At 54.4% G+C, this 16366-nt stretch carries 18 protein-coding genes; 12 read left to right on the forward strand and 6 right to left on the reverse strand.

What is annotated here, in order from left to right; genetic code table 11:
* Positions 1–4 precede the first annotated feature (4 nt).
* From ACVBEG_RS15620 to ACVBEG_RS15635, 4 genes are read left to right on the forward strand one after another with little or no spacing between them, the layout of a single operon-like run.
* The gene (locus ACVBEG_RS15620; protein ID WP_322178612.1) at positions 5–964 is read left to right on the forward strand and encodes an ABC transporter ATP-binding protein; all 960 of its coding nucleotides are present in this window, start codon (positions 5–7) and stop codon (positions 962–964) included.
* The gene (locus ACVBEG_RS15625; protein ID WP_322178611.1) at positions 961–1941 is read left to right on the forward strand and encodes an ABC transporter ATP-binding protein; all 981 of its coding nucleotides are present in this window, start codon (positions 961–963) and stop codon (positions 1939–1941) included. Before ACVBEG_RS15620 ends, ACVBEG_RS15625 begins: the two co-directional genes overlap by 4 nt.
* Positions 1942–3456: a M81 family metallopeptidase gene (locus ACVBEG_RS15630; RefSeq protein ID WP_447107994.1), complete on the forward strand. Its 1515-nt coding sequence runs from the start codon at positions 1942–1944 to the stop codon at positions 3454–3456.
* Between the two features lies 1 nt (position 3457).
* Positions 3458–4597: an NAD(P)/FAD-dependent oxidoreductase gene (locus ACVBEG_RS15635; RefSeq protein ID WP_447107995.1), complete on the forward strand. Its 1140-nt coding sequence runs from the start codon at positions 3458–3460 to the stop codon at positions 4595–4597.
* A gap of 129 nt (positions 4598–4726) precedes the next feature.
* Here the strand turns inward: ACVBEG_RS15635 and ACVBEG_RS15640 are convergent, their stop codons facing one another.
* The 4 genes from ACVBEG_RS15640 to ACVBEG_RS15655 all read right to left on the reverse strand — a co-directional run bounded on the left by ACVBEG_RS15640 (position 4727) and on the right by ACVBEG_RS15655 (position 8493).
* Complete coding sequence (locus ACVBEG_RS15640; protein WP_447107996.1) at positions 4727–5674, reverse strand: sensor domain-containing diguanylate cyclase; 948 nt, start codon at positions 5672–5674, stop codon at positions 4727–4729.
* A 156-nt stretch (positions 5675–5830) separates the two neighbouring features.
* Positions 5831–6136, reverse strand: a complete 306-nt coding sequence (locus ACVBEG_RS15645) for an ArsR/SmtB family transcription factor (RefSeq protein ID WP_219063147.1) — start codon at positions 6134–6136, stop codon at positions 5831–5833.
* Between the two features lie 83 nt (positions 6137–6219).
* Positions 6220–7344 (reverse strand): alkene reductase, encoded by a 1125-nt coding sequence (locus ACVBEG_RS15650; protein ID WP_322216976.1) that lies wholly within the window; start codon positions 7342–7344, stop codon positions 6220–6222.
* Between the two features lie 141 nt (positions 7345–7485).
* Complete coding sequence (locus tag ACVBEG_RS15655) at positions 7486–8493, reverse strand: zinc-dependent alcohol dehydrogenase family protein (protein WP_322178606.1); 1008 nt, start codon at positions 8491–8493, stop codon at positions 7486–7488.
* Here ACVBEG_RS15655 and ACVBEG_RS15660 point away from each other — a divergent pair.
* From ACVBEG_RS15660 to ACVBEG_RS15690, 7 genes are all read left to right on the forward strand, one after another.
* A complete protein-coding gene (locus ACVBEG_RS15660; RefSeq protein WP_447107997.1) occupies positions 8480–8776 on the forward strand; it encodes a hypothetical protein in 297 nt (98 codons plus the stop codon). The two genes, ACVBEG_RS15655 and ACVBEG_RS15660, sit on opposite strands and share 14 nt — an antisense overlap.
* Positions 8777–8778: 2 nt before the next feature.
* Positions 8779–9540 (forward strand): bestrophin-like domain, encoded by a 762-nt coding sequence (locus ACVBEG_RS15665; RefSeq protein WP_322216978.1) that lies wholly within the window; start codon positions 8779–8781, stop codon positions 9538–9540.
* Between the two features lie 900 nt (positions 9541–10440).
* Positions 10441–10842 (forward strand): hypothetical protein, encoded by a 402-nt coding sequence (locus tag ACVBEG_RS15670; RefSeq protein WP_447107998.1) that lies wholly within the window; start codon positions 10441–10443, stop codon positions 10840–10842.
* A gap of 59 nt (positions 10843–10901) precedes the next feature.
* Positions 10902–11894: an IS5 family transposase gene (locus ACVBEG_RS15675; protein WP_447107587.1), complete on the forward strand. Its 993-nt coding sequence runs from the start codon at positions 10902–10904 to the stop codon at positions 11892–11894.
* A gap of 216 nt (positions 11895–12110) precedes the next feature.
* On the forward strand, positions 12111–12473 hold the full coding sequence (locus ACVBEG_RS15680; RefSeq protein WP_447107999.1) for a hypothetical protein: 363 nt from the start codon (positions 12111–12113) through the stop codon (positions 12471–12473).
* A gap of 329 nt (positions 12474–12802) precedes the next feature.
* Positions 12803–13507: an F-box domain-containing protein gene (locus ACVBEG_RS15685; protein ID WP_447108000.1), complete on the forward strand. Its 705-nt coding sequence runs from the start codon at positions 12803–12805 to the stop codon at positions 13505–13507.
* Positions 13504–13728: a hypothetical protein gene (locus ACVBEG_RS15690; protein WP_447108001.1), complete on the forward strand. Its 225-nt coding sequence runs from the start codon at positions 13504–13506 to the stop codon at positions 13726–13728. The genes ACVBEG_RS15685 and ACVBEG_RS15690 overlap by 4 nt, the downstream gene beginning before the upstream one ends.
* Before the next feature lie 122 nt (positions 13729–13850).
* Here the strand turns inward: ACVBEG_RS15690 and ACVBEG_RS15695 are convergent, their stop codons facing one another.
* A complete protein-coding gene (locus tag ACVBEG_RS15695) occupies positions 13851–14843 on the reverse strand; it encodes an IS5 family transposase (protein ID WP_447107587.1) in 993 nt (330 codons plus the stop codon).
* Here ACVBEG_RS15695 and ACVBEG_RS15700 point away from each other — a divergent pair.
* The gene (locus ACVBEG_RS15700) at positions 14842–15324 is read left to right on the forward strand and encodes a hypothetical protein (protein WP_447108002.1); all 483 of its coding nucleotides are present in this window, start codon (positions 14842–14844) and stop codon (positions 15322–15324) included. The genes ACVBEG_RS15695 and ACVBEG_RS15700 overlap by 2 nt on opposite strands.
* A 449-nt stretch (positions 15325–15773) precedes the next feature.
* On the opposite strand, the gene ACVBEG_RS15705 is transcribed toward ACVBEG_RS15700, so the two are convergent.
* Positions 15774–16316: a hypothetical protein gene (locus tag ACVBEG_RS15705; protein WP_447108003.1), complete on the reverse strand. Its 543-nt coding sequence runs from the start codon at positions 16314–16316 to the stop codon at positions 15774–15776.
* Between the last annotated feature and the right edge of the window lie 50 nt (positions 16317–16366).

A 16366-nucleotide genomic window follows, 5' to 3' on the forward strand; every position in this document is an offset into this window, starting at 1 on the left:
GCCCATGCTATTGACCATTGAAAATCTGAAAATTGGTTTCGGTCCGTTCGAACCGCTGTCTGGAGTAGACCTGGACCTCGACAAAGGTGAGATTCTTGGGCTCGTCGGTGAATCCGGCTCTGGCAAATCGATGACTGCGATGAGCATCATGGGGCTATTGCCACTGATGGGGGGACGGGTCAAGGCCGGCAGTATCCGGTTTGATGGCACGGAACTCACTACCCTGGACGAACGTAGCTATCGCGCATTGCGTGGCGGGCGGATCGCCCTCATCACGCAAAACCCCATGACTTCACTAGACCCCGTGGTTCGCGTCGGCAGGCAAATCGACCAAGTGGCGCAACTGCATCTGCACCTCGACCGTAAAGAAGCCAAAGCCCGATCGGTCGAGTTGATGGAGCGCATGCGCATCCCGGACCCGGCGCTTGCCTACGATTTGTTTCCACACCAACTGTCTGGCGGAATGCGCCAGAGAATCGTAATCGCCATGGCCTTGGCCGGTGATCCAGAGCTGCTGATCGCCGATGAGCCGACCACCGCGCTGGATGTGACCGTCCAGGCCCAGATCATCCAGCTTCTGGTCCAGCTCGTTCGCGAACGCGGCCTTGGGCTGGTGTTGATCACCCACGACATGGGAGTCGTGGCGCAAACCTGCGACCGGGTCGCCGTGATGTACTGCGGGCAAGTGATCGAATACGGCTCGGTGACGACCATTTTCGATCACCCGCGACACCCTTACACCGGCGCGTTGATCGGCTGTATTCCTCGGCCAGGCATGCTGCCTGGAACCCTGACGGGAATCCCTGGCGTGGTGCCTTCGGCCGGCAACATGCCTAATGGTTGCCGCTTTAATACCCGCTGTAACAGGGTTATGGATGTATGTCGCCAATCAATGCCCACACCCATGAATGAGGCCGGACGCAGCGTCTCTTGCTTCCTGCACACCGCAGGACAGTTGCCATGAAGCCGATCCTCTCAGTACGCGGTCTCGGACGAACCTTTACCAGCGGCGGAGGCATTCTCAAGCCCCGACGTCACTTTCGCGCCGTCAGCGATGTCTCGTTCGACGTGCAACGCGGGGAAATCCTGGGCGTCGTCGGCGAGTCCGGTTGTGGAAAGTCGACCCTTGCCCGCCTCATCATGCGACTTTTGACGCCCACCTGCGGCGAAGTGCTGTTTGACGGCACGGATATCGCCAGCCTTACGGTACGGGCCTTACGGCCACTGCGGCGTCAATTCCAGATGGTTTTCCAGGACCCTTATTCCTCGATCGACCCACGCCAGAAAGTGCGCGATACGTTGCTTGAACCGTTTCAGGTGCAGGGCATCCACCTGTCGTCTGCACAGGCCAGCGCCAAAGTCGATGCGCTCTTGACGATGGTCGCCCTGCCGCTGCACCTGGCTGGCAGCTATCAACATCAGATGTCCGGTGGACAGAAGCAACGGGTAGGCATCGCCCGGGCGCTGGCGCTCGATCCATCGCTGATCGTGCTCGATGAGTCGACAGCCTCCCTTGACGTGTCGATCCAGGCGCAAGTGATCCGTCTACTGCAGGATCTGCGCGATCGACTCGATCTCACCTACATGTTCATTTCCCATGACCTGGCGCTGGTGCAGTATTTCTGCGATCGCACCCTGGTGATGTACCTCGGCCGCGTGGTCGAGGTCCTCCCTCGGGGCGCCACACCGATCCACCCCTATACCAAGGCGCTGATGGCCAGCGTTCTGGTTCCCGACCCGCACCAGCGACACGAGATCGTGCGGATCACCGGCGAAATCCCGAGTGGCTACGATGTACCACTCGGTTGCGCCTTTGCAGGGCGCTGTCCAAAAGTACAACCGCGTTGCCGAGAAAGCCTGCCCATCCTTCGAACCCAGACTGGCGACCATGCCGTGGCGTGCCACGTTCATGAATCGACTTTCCTTGCCCCGGAGCTCTAAATGTCATTCAAAGTCCTCACCGCCGAATTCATGCACGAATCGAACACCTTCAGCACCCGTAAGACCGGTCTGCCAGAGTTTCGGCGCGAGACCTTGATGCTGGGCGAGGAAGCTGTGAAGAAACGTGGCGAATCCAATACCGGACTGGCGGGTGCGCTTAGTTGCGCTGCCGAATTCAATTGGGACATGCACCATGTCGTCAGCGCCTGGAGCGAGCCCTCAGGCCCGGTAACAGTCGAGGCTTATGAATACCTGACGAGGTTGATTGTCGACGCCTCCAGGGCGCAAAAATTCGACGGTATTCTGTTGTGCCTGCATGGCGCCATGGTTGCCGAACATACCGACGATGGCGACGGTGAGCTTCTGGCGCGATTGCGCGCAGTGGTCGGCCCTGATCTACCTATTGCTCTTACACTGGACCTGCACGCCAATGTGACCGAACGCATGTGCGCATTGGCGCAAATTCTTGTTTCCTACAAGACTTATCCGCATATCGACCTTAAGGAGACCGCCTGCCACGCTGGAAACCTGCTGCAGCGAACCATGACGGGCGAAATCAAGCCGCGTACTCTGCGTATTCATCTGCCAATGCTCGAAGAGGCCAATGGCGGGCGTACTGACACGGGACCGATGGTCGAGCGCATCGCCAAGGCCCGAGCCTGGGAAGCAGAACAGCCTGGGGCGTTCGCAGTCAGCATAAACGGCGCATTTCCAGAAGCCGATATTGCCGAAGTCGGGCCTACCGTGCTCGTCACCTATGAAGGCAATGAGCGCCTGCATCGCGCCTTTGCCCAAAGCCTGGCAGACGACATCTGGAACCGCCGCGACGAAGTGATCAATACCTATTACACCGTGGACGAAGTGGCGACGATCGCCCACGCTTACCCCCGTCAAAACGGTCCATTGATTGTCGCTGACTATGCCGACAATCCGGGAGCGGGTGCTTATGGCGACTCCACTGAGCTGCTGCGTGCCCTGCTGGCTGCCGGGGTAGAGGACGCCTGCTTCGGCCCGATGGTCGATCCAGAGGTCGCCGCGACTCTGTGCGAAAAGGGTGTAGGAACCACGGTCACGGTAACAGTCGGAGGAAAGAGCGATGCCCGTTTCGGCGGCGAACCGCTGACCGTGACCGGACGTATCCTGCTGGTCAGCAATGGTGATTTCATCGGCGATGGACCGATGATCGGCGGCCTGGAACAGAGCTTCGGAACGAGCGCGGTGCTGGTGGTCGACGGCATCGAAATCCTGGTCACCAGTGCTGCATTGCAAATGCTGGATCTCCAGCAATTTCGCGCCTTTGGCATCGACCCGGCAGCAAAGCGTGTCGTCGCGCTGAAATCGATGCAGCATTTCCGAGCCGCTTTTGAGTCGATTGCCAGCAGCGTGCTGGTCTGCGACAGCGGTGCACTCTGCACATTGGATTATGGACGCCTGCCCTTCAGCAAAATACCGCGTCCGATCTACCCGCTAGACCGCGAAATGATCCGCACTACACCACCGCGCTCCGGAGTTTAATATGTCTCAGATTTTTGACGTTGCCGTCATCGGTGGCGGAATTGCCGGTGCTTCTTTCGCCTATCGGGTTGCGGGTCAGCGCTCGCTGATCCTGCTCGAACGCGAAAATCATGTCGGCTATCACTCCACTGGCCGCTCGGCTGCGGAGTTTTCCAGTCAGTTCCAAAGTCCATGGGTCGGCACCCTCGCCGAAAACTCCTACGACTTCCTGGTCAACCCCCCAACCGGCTTCACAGATATCGATCTTCTAATCCCGCGCGGCAACCTCATCATTGCGGCGAGCGCGCGGGCGCCTTTGATCGAGTCAGCATTTCGTCACGCCCTGTCTACTTCACCCGAGTCACGCATGTTGCATCCAGACGACGCTTTGGCGATGGTGCCGTTTTTGAAGGCGGACTATGTTGCTGCTGCCTTCTACGATCCGTTGAGTTGGGATATGGAGGTAGACAGCCTGCTGCAAGGCTACCTTCGCCTGGCACGACAAGCCGGGGCGCAGGTGCAGGTCGCAAGCCCGGTCACCTCGGTCCATCGTGAGCACGGTGTCTATCGTCTGCAAACGCCGGGTGGCGAGATACTCTGCCGAAAAATCGTCAATGCGGCGGGCGCCTGGGCGGATGATTTCGCCGCGCTGGCAGGCCTTGAACGGCTGGGCATCGTGCCCTACCGCCGCACGGCAATCACTGTCGATGGGCCTGAAGGCATGGACATTTCCGCCATGCCAGGTGTGAACGAAGTCGAAGAGGCGTTTTACTTCAAACCTGAATCTGGGCGGATCATGGTCTCACCCGCCGATGCAACGCCGAGCGAGGCTTGCGACGCACAGCCCGATGAACTGGACGTCGCCTACGCCGCACACTTTCTGTCAGAGTCGACGACGCTACCCGTCAACCGAATCACTCACAAATGGGCGGGGCTGCGCAGCTTTGCCCCAGACAAACGGCAGGTCGTCGGTTTTAGTCCGAAGGACGCGGATTTCTTCTGGCTGGCAGGCCAAGGCGGTAGTGGAATTCTAACGTCTCCAGCCCTTTCCGCATGGGCTGCCGGCTTGTTTCTGGAGGGTGCGCCGCCAGCCGACCTATGTAAGGCCGGGATACGACCAGACTTCTTTTCACCCGCTCGCCTGTCAACCCTCAAACAATAGAAATTGTCCGACTCCGACAACAGGATGTGTCGCGGCATTGGTGCTTCTTCAACGACCCGATGGATTCAAACGGCCTTGGTCAAGATGGACATCCGCGAGGAACAGGACGGCCATCTCCAAAAGGCGGCATCAATCACTGAAGTCAGCGTACTCGGCTCCCATCCTGCCGCTACGCTTGACTTGATAGAGCAGCCCGTCGACTTTCTCGACAAATTGCAGCGCAGTGTCATCGTGCTTGGGGGTCGTGGTGCCAACTCCGAGGCTCAGGGTCAAGAGTGCTGAAACTTCGGACGTTGGATGGCTGATCTGCTGTTGGCGGATCAGTTGCAGGCATTTCTCCGCCACATCCCTGGCCTTTTCGGCAGTGGTTTCAGGCAGTAACCAAACGAACTCTTCGCCCCCGATACGCGCAATGAAATCCCCTGGACGGTTCGCCGCCTGCGACAAGGTCTGGGCTACTCGCCGCAAGGCTTCATCGCCCTTCACATGCCCGTAGTGATCGTTGTACTGCTTGAAGTAATCGATATCCAAAATAATCAAAGACAGCGGGCGTTGATCCCGTTGTGCACTGCTCCACTCGCGTTCGAGCACCCTGTCGAACATGCGTCGGTTGGCTATCCCGGTCAGTCCATCCTGGAAGGAATATTCTTCAAGTTGTTTTTGCAGGCGTATTAGATGTTCTTCGGTCTTCTTGCGTTCGCTAATGTCAAACATGAAGCCGACCAAGGCTTCAACTTCGCCATCCTTGCGCACAACGTGCACCACATCGCGTATCCAGACGTAGTCGCCATCCTTGGTCAATGCTCGATAATCCGCCTCATGATCGACACCAGCCCTGGATTGCGACACGCAGAAGTTAACCACATAGTCGCGATCATCAGGGTGCATGCGCGCAACCCAGTCATCAACCCCGATCCAGCTGTCCGGCGTCCACCCGAGCAGCCCTTCGATCTGCGGTCCTATGTAGCTGAACGTCATTGTTTTCCAGTCAATCCGCCAAGGGATTGCCTTGGTCGACTCAAGCAGGGTTTTATAAACAGCACTATCGGTTTCAGGAGGGAGTTTGGCGGTGTTCATATCGACCAGGCCTCAATGAAGGAAGTGCGCAATAGCATGTTGCCACCGTGGCGGCGAATCAAGGTCGAATCCATTGAAGCGATGCGCGGAGCTCCACAGTGTTCGCTGAACGCTCCAGGGCCAATTACAGGTAATATCAACGGCCCAAGAGCACACTCAAATAAGCGCTTTAAGTGCTTGCTGGAATTGTTCGATGTTCTGCTCGTGGCGTTTGTAATACGTCCACGGGCCAATGCGCTGCGACGTTACCAGTTGAGCCCTTTGCAGCGCGGCGAGGTAAAGCGAAACCGTTGATTGCGACAAGTTGGCCCGCGCCTGGATAATGCTCACGCAAACACCAACCTCATCGGCATTGACCTCTTGTTCGGGGAAATTTTTACGAGGCTCTTTGAGCCACGCAAGAATGGACAACCGAGTGGGGTTGTCCAAGGCCTTCAGGGCTTCGCTGATATCAATACTCATAGGTCATTCGCATCTGCTTTTCGAGATATTACGATATCTACGCCGAAAATACAGCGCGCCGCCCCTCGTGGCGCATCCGATGCTTAGATGCCGTGGAAAGGATAGTCGGTATACCCCATCGCAGTGCCGCCATAAAGACTGGCGGGATCAGCCAGATTCAGTGGCCAGCCGTTGGCGATGCGTTGCGGCAAATCCGGGTTGGCGATGAAGGGGCGTCCGAATGCGATCAGATCACTCCAGCCCTCGCCAATGGCTTTCTCACCGCGCACTGCCGTGTATTTGCCTGCGTAGATGATGCGCCCACTGAACGCAGCGCGAGCAGCGTGACGAAAACTCTCCGGCAGCTGCGGTGCGTCGTCCCAGTCAGCCTCGGCCAGCGACAAGTAGGCGATACCGATGTCCTCCAGTACCTTGATCGCTGCGATGTAGGTTGCATGGGGGTCGTCTTCAACCAGCCCGAGGTAGACGCGCGCTTCGTCGGTGCTTTGAAACAGCGGCGAGAAACGCACCCCTACACGATCTTTGCCCACGCGATCAGCTACAGCCTGGGTCACTTCCCTGAGAAAGCGCAAGCGGTTGTCCAGGCTGCCGCCGTATTCATCCTCACGCTGGTTGCTGTGCCGAGAGATGAACTGGTTGATCAGATAGCCATTGGCGCTGTGGATCTCAACGCCATCAAAGCCCGCATCCATCGCGTTCTGTGCAGCTTGCGCATAGAACGAAACCAGCTCTGCGATCTCTTCGCGTGTCAGCGCTCGTGGCTGGGACGGCGCGCTTAACTCACCCGTGCCCGGTCCTGTTTCGATGAATACGCTGACCCCTTGTGCGGCAATTGCCGAGGGCGCTACCGGCGCGCCACCATCAGGTTGTAGCGAAACATGCGAGACCCTGCCGACATGCCAGAGTTGGGCGAAGATGACTCCGCCATCGGCGTGCACTTTGGTTGTCACCTTGCGCCAGCCCTCGATTTGCTCTGCAGTGTGGATACCCGGTGTCCAGGCGTAACCCTGCCCTCTTGGTTCAATCTGGGTACCTTCAGTGACCATGAAGCCCGCACCACTGCGCTGGGAATAGTAGGTCGCCATGAGGTCATTCGGTACATTGCCTGGCTGCGAGCTACGAGAGCGGGTCAATGGTGGCAGGACCACCCGGTTTTTCAGGGTATAGGGGCCGAGTTCGGTGCTGCTGAATAGAGTCGAGTGTTTCAACGTAGAATCCTTGTGGATCACGGGTACTGATTAATGACAGCGGCAACTATAATCTGCATATTGATATATCTCAATATGTATATCCGAAAAGACCACCTGCCAGGGTGGCTCTCCCGAATTTTCGCGTCAGATCAGCGGTACTTAGAACGCGAGACAGATTTTCCCCAGGTGAGCACCCGACGCTTCATGGGCAAAGGCCCTACCGATATCAGTCAGCACGAAGGTACTGTCGATCACCGGTTTGATGCCCGTCGCTTCAAGCCCGCGCACCATGTCCCGCTGGTTCTGCCGGCTACCCACGATCAACCCCTGCAGACGTTGTTGTTTGGCCATCAATGCCGCCGTCGGCACCGGACCTTCCCATCCTGTAAGGACGCCGATCAGGGCGATATGCCCACCGATACGGCACGCGATTATTGATTGAGGCAGCGTGCCCGGACCGCCGACTTCGATGACGTGGTCAACTCCTCGGCCGCCGGTCAGTTTAAGCACTTCGTTGCCCCACTCGGGCTGTTGGCGGTAGTTGATCGTGTGGTCTGCACCCAGCTCTCGAACCTTGGCCAGCTTGGCGTCCGATGACGAGGTGGCAATCACTGTCGCGCCCATCGCCTTAGCTATTTGCAAGGCGAAAATCGACACGCCTCCGGTCCCCAGCACCAACACACTGTCACCCGCTTTGAGCCCGCCATCGACGACAAGTGCCCGCCAGGCGGTAAGCCCTGCCGTGGTCAATGTGGCGGCTTGCACATGGCTGTAACCCGCAGGCGCCAGCGTGAACCAGTGACTTGGCTTGACCACTACCTCGCGGGCATAACCATCCACGCCATCGCCGGGTGTCGTGCTGAAGTCAGCGATCACGGCACCGCCGGTTTCCCAGTGCGGAAAAAAACACGAGACGACATGGTCGCCGACCTTGAACTCACTGACACCCTCACCCACTGCTTCCACCACACCCGCGCCATCGGCCATAGGGATACGCCCATCGGCGGTCGGCATCATGCCGGTCACTACCGCGTAATCGTGAAAATTCAATGAGCACGCATGAATGCGCACACGAATCTGCCCGGCAGCGGGTTTTCCAGGATCGGGCAGCTCGACCAGTTGAAGGTTTTTCAGTGACGCAGGCAGCGTGATCTTGATAGCTTTCATTGAGCAATTCTCCAAAAAAGAGGCTTCGATAAGGCTCGCGCGCCGCGAAAAGCCAACACTGACAAGACAGACACCCGAGCAGCAGAAGAAATTCGACCTTCACCCCGAAAAACCGAGAATAGCACCCCGCTCTAGCGCTGGCGGTATCGCTGAGCTGTGGCTGTCGGGGCTGTCGGGGCTGTCGGTGGCTGAATATTCAAACGCTATCCGACGCCTTAACAGCCAGGCCGTCTACTATCATGAATCTACCAAACAGCCTGAAGACAACGACAACGGAGGTTGAACTTGAATCATCTGGTGATCGCGGCAGTCGTTTTCATCTGTCTGTTCGGTAGCGCGCTGCTGGGTTCGTATCTACGCGGGCGGCTGCCCTCTCAACACCTGAGCGATGAATCCATCAGCGTAGTGAAACTCGCCACAGGCCTGATCGCGACAATGGCCGCCCTGGTGCTTGGTCTTCTTGTCTCGTCAGCCAAAGGCACTTTCGATACGACCAGCGCCGAGCTCGTGGGAACGGCGGCCAAGGTCGTTCAATTCGACCGAGTGTTGTCCCGATATGGGCCGGACACCCAAGAAATCCGCAGCCTGCTCAAGCATAACTACGCAGGCGTCATGCAAGTGCTTGCATCACGCGATGCGACACAGATCGCAAAGCTCGACAGCCCCGAGGCAATAAACCGGTCTGAAGAGCTGCAGCGCAAGGTGGAAGCCCTTTCCCCTGGCAATGATGCTCAGAGCGCGCTCAAGGCACGTGCCTTGCTGGTTATGGATGAAGTGTTTGCTACCCGCTGGCTGGCACTCCTTCAGGCAAATGGCTCGATCCCGCTTACGATGCTTGCGATTCTGGTGTCGTGGCTGTGCATTATCTTCGGCACCTTTGGCTTGTTCGCGCCTCGTAACGGCACCATTTTGGCCGTGCTAATGATGTGCGCACTATCAACCTCCGCGGCGATTCTTCTGGTCGAGGAACTGAACAGGCCGCTCGATGGTTTGATCGGTGTATCACTTGAGCCCATACGCGACACACTAGGCAGACTCGGTCAGTAGCCAAATTCCAGGGCGAGCACGGGTGTGAGATAGAGGCGCCTATAGTTTTTCAAATTCGCTTTTAAGCTGATCTGAATCAATGGCCCATGACCGACAGCGCTATAAACAGTACGTTTGACTGAGCAAGGAAATAACCGAGTTATGTGTAGCGCCAGGGTAAGATTCAGCAAACTGACACCTGATGGCATCACGCTAACCATCACCGGTTATGTCAGTAGCCCTAGAATTGTTAGCGCGACCAAGAGTGACCTCCTCTTTGAAATACTCAAGAGACTGAGCGCTGCCGGTATTCCGTTGGCCAGCCCTAAACCTTGATGCCTACGAAATTTTCGGGTTGGATTGATTGTTTAAATGCAGTGGGCCCGTTTGTATAGATAGCTACCCGGCTGCACGGATCTGCCTACCCACCTTCCGACGCCATTCCTGATAAACTTTCATCTCCCGCCTCACCCACCTAGATACCCAATGCCCCTAAATCTCGCCACGGCACCACCCCAATCCTTCTCCCGCCGCTTCAGCGTTGCGCCGATGATGGATTGGACAAACTATCCACCGTACGCCATTAAATAAAGGCCTAAATAGCTGCCAGAAAACTTCCGTACCAATTTTGTACCAGATAAATCCGCCCACCATCAATTCCCACCTCATCCTTTGTAGCAAATATTAAGCAATCGTTTTCGGCCCCAATTACGAGCACTATCGCTACCCTCCAAAATCCCTGACGCATTGGCGTCCGATGGGCCAATGAATCAGAATCATACGGCTCTGACTGTTCAACCCATGTAAATAATGCTAAAAAACAACGCTATCAATCTTACGTCTTTATGAAGATCCAAATTTTACGATAATGCCCCGCGATTTTTCAGACCCTCCAATGAAGGAAATTTTGGTAGATAACACATGACGGATAAGAAAACAAACGAAGTAGACGTAGATGAAGAGTTACCAGTTAAATTCCAGGTAGCCACCAACAATAGTAACTACCAACCTAAACTAAAACGACCTTATGACAAAATACTCACCGACCTGTCGGAAGAAGACCTCCAGTCACCAGGTGTTTATAAATTAATACTCTCCAAAAGTAGCGAGCTTGAGTACGAGAACTACGAACTCAAAAAAAATGATATAAAACATAGGAGTCTTGAAGTAGCCCATGCATCCATAAGCGCGGAACTTACTAATCTCAAGTCTGCAAGAAAGGCCGTCGACTTACTTTTCTCCGCATCCTTAGGTACGGGGACATGCCTAGTCGGGCTGGCATTTTCTATATATTCAGCTGGGGCTTTTCTAGGGAAACTCTGAAAAAGGTTTCCAAATCTGGTGAAATACCCTCCATCACATGAGCTGAACGGTTGAGCCCCATGAAGCAGATTTCTTTCGCTGATGCTGAGTACGCAGGTAAACGTAAGCGGACCCGCCGTGAGATTTTCCTGAGCGAGATGGACAAGGTCGTGCCCTGGAAGGGGTTTATTGCGTTGATCGAACCGCATTATCCAAAGGGTGTTGGGGGACGTCCGGCGTATCCGTTGATGGCGATGTTGCGTGTGCACCTGATGCAGAACTGGTTCGGCTACAGCGATCCGGCCATGGAAGAATCGCTGTATGAGACAACGATTCTGCGCCAGTTTGCGGGTTTGAATCTGGAGCGCATTCCCGACGAAACCACGATCCTCAACTTCCGTCGCCTGCTGGAGAAAAACCATCTTGCCAGGGGCATCATGGAGGTCGTTAATGGCTATCTGGGCGACCGAGGCTTGATGCTTCGTCAAGGCACTATCGTTGACGCCACGATCATTCATGCGCCGACCTCGACCAAGAATAAAGAGGGTAAACGCGATCCCGAGATGCATCAGACCAAGAAAGGAAATCAATATTATTTCGGGATGAAAGCGCATATCGGGGTGGACGCTGATACGGGCCTGACCCATAGCGTGGTGGGCACGGCAGCCAACGTCGCGGACGTTACCCAAGTCGATCAGTTGTTGCACGGCGAAGAGAGCCATGTCTGCGGCGACGCGGGCTACACCGGGGTGGAAAAGCGGCCGGAACATGAGGGGCGCGAGATGATCTGGTCGATCTCCGCCAGGCCCAGCAGCCGTCGCAAACATGGTGAAAAAAGCGTCATTGGCCGTGCGTTGCGCAAGATCGAATATGCTAAATCGCAAACTCGGGCCAAGGTTGAGCACCCGTTTCGGGTCATCAAACGCCAATTTGGTTACACCAAAGTGCGGTTTCGCGGACTGGTAAAAAACACCGCGCAGTTGGTAACACTGTTTGCGTTGTCGAACCTGTGGATGGCGCGCCGACATTTGCTGGAGCCTGTAGGACAGGTGCGTCCGCAGTATGGAAATTAAGGGTTAATAAGCGCCTAAAACCGGCTTATTCATCGAAAAAAGTCGATATTTCAGAAATTTCAGCGAGGTATTCTCTTTTTGAGCGTCTGACGCCCGATTTTCTGTAAAAAGAAGGCCTTACTTCAGACCTTCCCTAGGTGGCTATGTCGTGGCGGGCATCGGCGTTGTGCTCTCCGGCATAGCTATCGCCGTGATCTTGCCTGGACGGAATACAAAATGAAATACAAAATTCGGGGCTTGAGAGAGCCGGGAAATCTCGAAAAAGAACGCGTTGCCATTGAAATATTAGAAGATGGAGATGCGGGAAAGTTGATTGTCACTTCTACCACCCAGCAAGGCCCAGACAATGTCTCACCCAAAATTAAGAACCCCTATTGGATCCCAGACCAAGAGGTGAAAAAGGGGGATTTAGTAATTGTGTACACAAAAAAAGGACAGAGCAACGTCCGAAAAAACAATGACGATACAACAAGTTATTTTTTCTATATGGGGATGACAGACGCATTGTATAACGAGGACAATAAAACAGTCGCCGTTTTCAGCATTGCAAAATGGACTTTTGCCAGGCGCGAAGAGTGAGTATGAGTATCTCCTGATGATTTCGAGGCTCTCGAAAATGCAAAAACTTTATTAATTACAAACCACGTCTAACTTCTCAGTCGTATTTTCTCACCCCGGACATCTCGTTATGAGCTTCCCAGCTGATAACGAGGGTTCGATTCCCTTCACCCGCTCCACTATTTTCAAGGCTTCCAGCCTACCCCGCTTCAATTAGGCGTCTGTAAAGGTGTCTGTTTCTTGTTTTCTCAGGCTCAGAACGGATATGCTCACGGCAATTTAAGTTTGTAGATTTACACTCAAGTATAGGGAATATAACTCATGAACTCGCTACCACAAGGAAGTGAACTATGTTGAATGCGGTTATTTCTGGCAAGAAACAAGGCACTGGGCTTGAAGGTACCCGGTTGATACTCGGCCAAGCAGAGGGCGCGGAAGATGTTATCACAGCGAGTGTTTTCGAACGCCTCGCTTACTTACCAGATGATTTATTCAGTGCCACGTTAACTACGTTGTTGGGAGTAGCCTTCGGTGCAATCAAAAGCATCGTCTTTTGGCCATCGTGGTACCTGCCCGATGGTCGTCGCGTCGAACCCGATGTAGTGATAAGCGATGGGCAACATTCGCTGTTGGTCGAGGCCAAGCGCCATGACTATTCTCGGCAACAATATGCAGGGCAGTTAGCGGCAGAGCTGCAAGCTGGTTGGGCTGAGGGCAAGCTAGCCGAAAACTGTATCTTGTTGACGCTCGGTGGCTTGACCGATCTAAGCCACAGCACACATGAAGGGCTGTACCAAAACATCATCAAAGCCCTCCCTTCTTGCAGCGACTACCGATTCAAATTGGTCTGCTGTAGCTGGCAGGAGCTGTTCTGCATATTGGAGGACGAGCTCAAAAAACAATCTGAGCCCGGACTGCAACGAATGCTTTCAGATATCTCCGACTGCTATTCCTGGCATGGTTTACGCACTCATCGGATGCTATGGCTAAACGCCTTAAAACCGGCGAATTTAACTACAAATCCAAGTATCTTCGATCAATGGAAGTTGAAATGAATCAAGACCTTAACGCAGCCTTGCTTGATGTCCGCCGCGCTTATCGCTTGCTGGCCAACTACCAGAAACGTCAATTTGATTTGCTTTCCTACATACGTAACAAACTTGACGCTGTACCTTACCATCAAGATTATGTATTTTCTCGCCAAGGCGACCTACGCGGTTTGGAAAATCAAGCCAGTGCCGGATTACGTTTCCTGCCATTCCTAGGGAAGGTCTGAAGTAAGGCCTTCTTTTTACAGAAAATCGGGCGTCAGACGCTCAAAAAGAGAATACCTCGCTGAAATTTCTGAAATATCGACTTTTTTCGATGAATAAGCCGGTTTTAGGCGCTTATTAACCCTTAATTTCCATACTGCGGACGCACCTGTCCTACAGGCTCCAGCAAATGTCGGCGCGCCATCCACAGGTTCGACAACGCAAACAGTGTTACCAACTGCGCGGTGTTTTTTACCAGTCCGCGAAACCGCACTTTGGTGTAACCAAATTGGCGTTTGATGACCCGAAACGGGTGCTCAACCTTGGCCCGAGTTTGCGATTTAGCATATTCGATCTTGCGCAACGCACGGCCAATGACGCTTTTTTCACCATGTTTGCGACGGCTGCTGGGCCTGGCGGAGATCGACCAGATCATCTCGCGCCCCTCATGTTCCGGCCGCTTTTCCACCCCGGTGTAGCCCGCGTCGCCGCAGACATGGCTCTCTTCGCCGTGCAACAACTGATCGACTTGGGTAACGTCCGCGACGTTGGCTGCCGTGCCCACCACGCTATGGGTCAGGCCCGTATCAGCGTCCACCCCGATATGCGCTTTCATCCCGAAATAATATTGATTTCCTTTCTTGGTCTGATGCATCTCGGGATCGCGTTTACCCTCTTTATTCTTGGTCGAGGTCGGCGCATGAATGATCGTGGCGTCAACGATAGTGCCTTGACGAAGCATCAAGCCTCGGTCGCCCAGATAGCCATTAACGACCTCCATGATGCCCCTGGCAAGATGGTTTTTCTCCAGCAGGCGACGGAAGTTGAGGATCGTGGTTTCGTCGGGAATGCGCTCCAGATTCAAACCCGCAAACTGGCGCAGAATCGTTGTCTCATACAGCGATTCTTCCATGGCCGGATCGCTGTAGCCGAACCAGTTCTGCATCAGGTGCACACGCAACATCGCCATCAACGGATACGCCGGACGTCCCCCAACACCCTTTGGATAATGCGGTTCGATCAACGCAATAAACCCCTTCCAGGGCACGACCTTGTCCATCTCGCTCAGGAAAATCTCACGGCGGGTCCGCTTACGTTTACCTGCGTACTCAGCATCAGCGAAAGAAATCTGCTTCATGGGGCTCAACCGTTCAGCTCATGTGATGGAGGGTATTTCACCAGATTTGGAAACCTTTTTCAGAGTTTCCCTAGACATATCTGCTATCTGGCTACGCCGCCAAAATCAGGAAGAGTTTGGGGACAAGCACTTACCCGGCGACTTGATGTTTGGCGCGTGGGTGCGCAGCGATACCGGCTTCGATAAATATCAAGGTATCTACACAGAAAAAACAGCCGAAATATCCAAAAGTGTACTTGTTCTATCTGTTGTGATTTGCGACAAACTAAACGACAGCCCAGGCAACTGGTATAACAAAGTCTGGAATCCACTGCCTTATCCAGAAGATGGTAAAGTGGGTACCAGCGAGTCCGTTCCAGGGTATCGCGTATATTCCAATAGTATCGACTTGGCTGAATTGGCCGATCAGCTTTCGGTGGATGCATCCATCGAAAAATGGCGCAAAGATGCTGCAACTGCGCTAAACGTATCTCTAATATGACTCAAGAATTCAAACAACCCCGCTGTTCCGGCTTTTGGCTGACAACTGTTTATGCTGACTGGCAGCTGTATTGGGTCGATTCTATTGAAAAAGTCGGCGGCGGTTTCCATCGCAGAAAAGTACGCGTCTGAGATTGAAGTCCTGAATTTTCGCAGAGATTTTCGGGCTGAGATTTCACGTAGAGGCGTGCTAAAAAGGCGCTTCCACCGATCAATGTTCCGGCAGTTTTGGAAAACCGATTTTTTCAACCGAATCGGTCGAATGCGGTCATTGCAGCACGACCTTGTGTGAGGCGCGGATAGGGATTCGAACCCGACCAGCACACACTGTAGCCCGCTATAGGCCGCAATTATCGGGAGTTTCAGGTCGACTGCAAGGATAGGAACGGCCTACAGCGGCCTAGGTTTTGCCCTAAATTTGCCCTATCGCGTCGAAGTCCATTGTAGTGTTCAGTGCTGCGCGTTACGCGCAACGATTCGATCCAATAGCCGCCTCAGCTCGCGCTCCTCATCCGAGTTCGAATCCGTGTGCTGATTGATTGCCAGATACTCTCGTCCCCTCGGTCCTTCGCGATACAGCACCCAATCTCCAGAAGCCTGGCTAATTCTTCGAGAGAATTTATTGATCAATTTTTCAAGCTCCGCGTCGGGATCACCGCCCTTGGCAACTACCTTATCAGCCAGATCATCTATGGTGATATCCAGCGACTGGGTGATCGGCTTGCGAAACCCAGCGGCGAGGTTCGTTGCTGCCCAATCGCCCCTCCGGTAATGGAAATGGCCATAACCCGCCAATAGCCCAGAAGACCTGAAGTCTCCTGGAAATCTGGTAGTTGGGCTCCCAGCCTCGACTGCGTCAATCGCTCGTCTCAGGCGCGCAAAGTCGTCGCACTTAAGCCCTAAAATCTGCTCGATCAAGTGATCGGATAGCCGATTGAAGTAAGGTTTCTCATGCAGCACCGAGAGCACGAATTCCTCAGAATGACAGACCATCTGAACTCCGTTTGTCTAGGTATGTAGAGGCAGCTCTATCCCGGCTGTAG

Source organism: Pseudomonas sp. GG8 (assembly GCF_052976945.1).

Coding starts and splice junctions, on each gene's coding strand:
- ACVBEG_RS15620 (WP_322178612.1), top strand. CDS start 5: ATGCTATTGACCATTGAAAATCTGAAAATTGGTTTCGGTCCGTTCGAA.
- ACVBEG_RS15625 (WP_322178611.1), top strand. CDS start 961: ATGAAGCCGATCCTCTCAGTACGCGGTCTCGGACGAACCTTTACCAGC.
- ACVBEG_RS15630 (WP_447107994.1), top strand. CDS start 1,942: ATGTCATTCAAAGTCCTCACCGCCGAATTCATGCACGAATCGAACACC.
- ACVBEG_RS15635 (WP_447107995.1), top strand. CDS start 3,458: ATGTCTCAGATTTTTGACGTTGCCGTCATCGGTGGCGGAATTGCCGGT.
- ACVBEG_RS15640 (WP_447107996.1), bottom strand. CDS start 5,674: ATGAACACCGCCAAACTCCCTCCTGAAACCGATAGTGCTGTTTATAAA.
- ACVBEG_RS15645 (WP_219063147.1), bottom strand. CDS start 6,136: ATGAGTATTGATATCAGCGAAGCCCTGAAGGCCTTGGACAACCCCACT.
- ACVBEG_RS15655 (WP_322178606.1), bottom strand. CDS start 8,493: ATGAAAGCTATCAAGATCACGCTGCCTGCGTCACTGAAAAACCTTCAA.
- ACVBEG_RS15670 (WP_447107998.1), top strand. CDS start 10,441: ATGACGGATAAGAAAACAAACGAAGTAGACGTAGATGAAGAGTTACCA.
- ACVBEG_RS15675 (WP_447107587.1), top strand. CDS start 10,902: ATGAAGCAGATTTCTTTCGCTGATGCTGAGTACGCAGGTAAACGTAAG.
- ACVBEG_RS15680 (WP_447107999.1), top strand. CDS start 12,111: ATGAAATACAAAATTCGGGGCTTGAGAGAGCCGGGAAATCTCGAAAAA.
- ACVBEG_RS15685 (WP_447108000.1), top strand. CDS start 12,803: ATGTTGAATGCGGTTATTTCTGGCAAGAAACAAGGCACTGGGCTTGAA.
- ACVBEG_RS15690 (WP_447108001.1), top strand. CDS start 13,504: ATGAATCAAGACCTTAACGCAGCCTTGCTTGATGTCCGCCGCGCTTAT.
- ACVBEG_RS15700 (WP_447108002.1), top strand. CDS start 14,842: ATGGGGCTCAACCGTTCAGCTCATGTGATGGAGGGTATTTCACCAGAT.
- ACVBEG_RS15695 (WP_447107587.1), bottom strand. CDS start 14,843: ATGAAGCAGATTTCTTTCGCTGATGCTGAGTACGCAGGTAAACGTAAG.
- ACVBEG_RS15705 (WP_447108003.1), bottom strand. CDS start 16,316: ATGGTCTGTCATTCTGAGGAATTCGTGCTCTCGGTGCTGCATGAGAAA.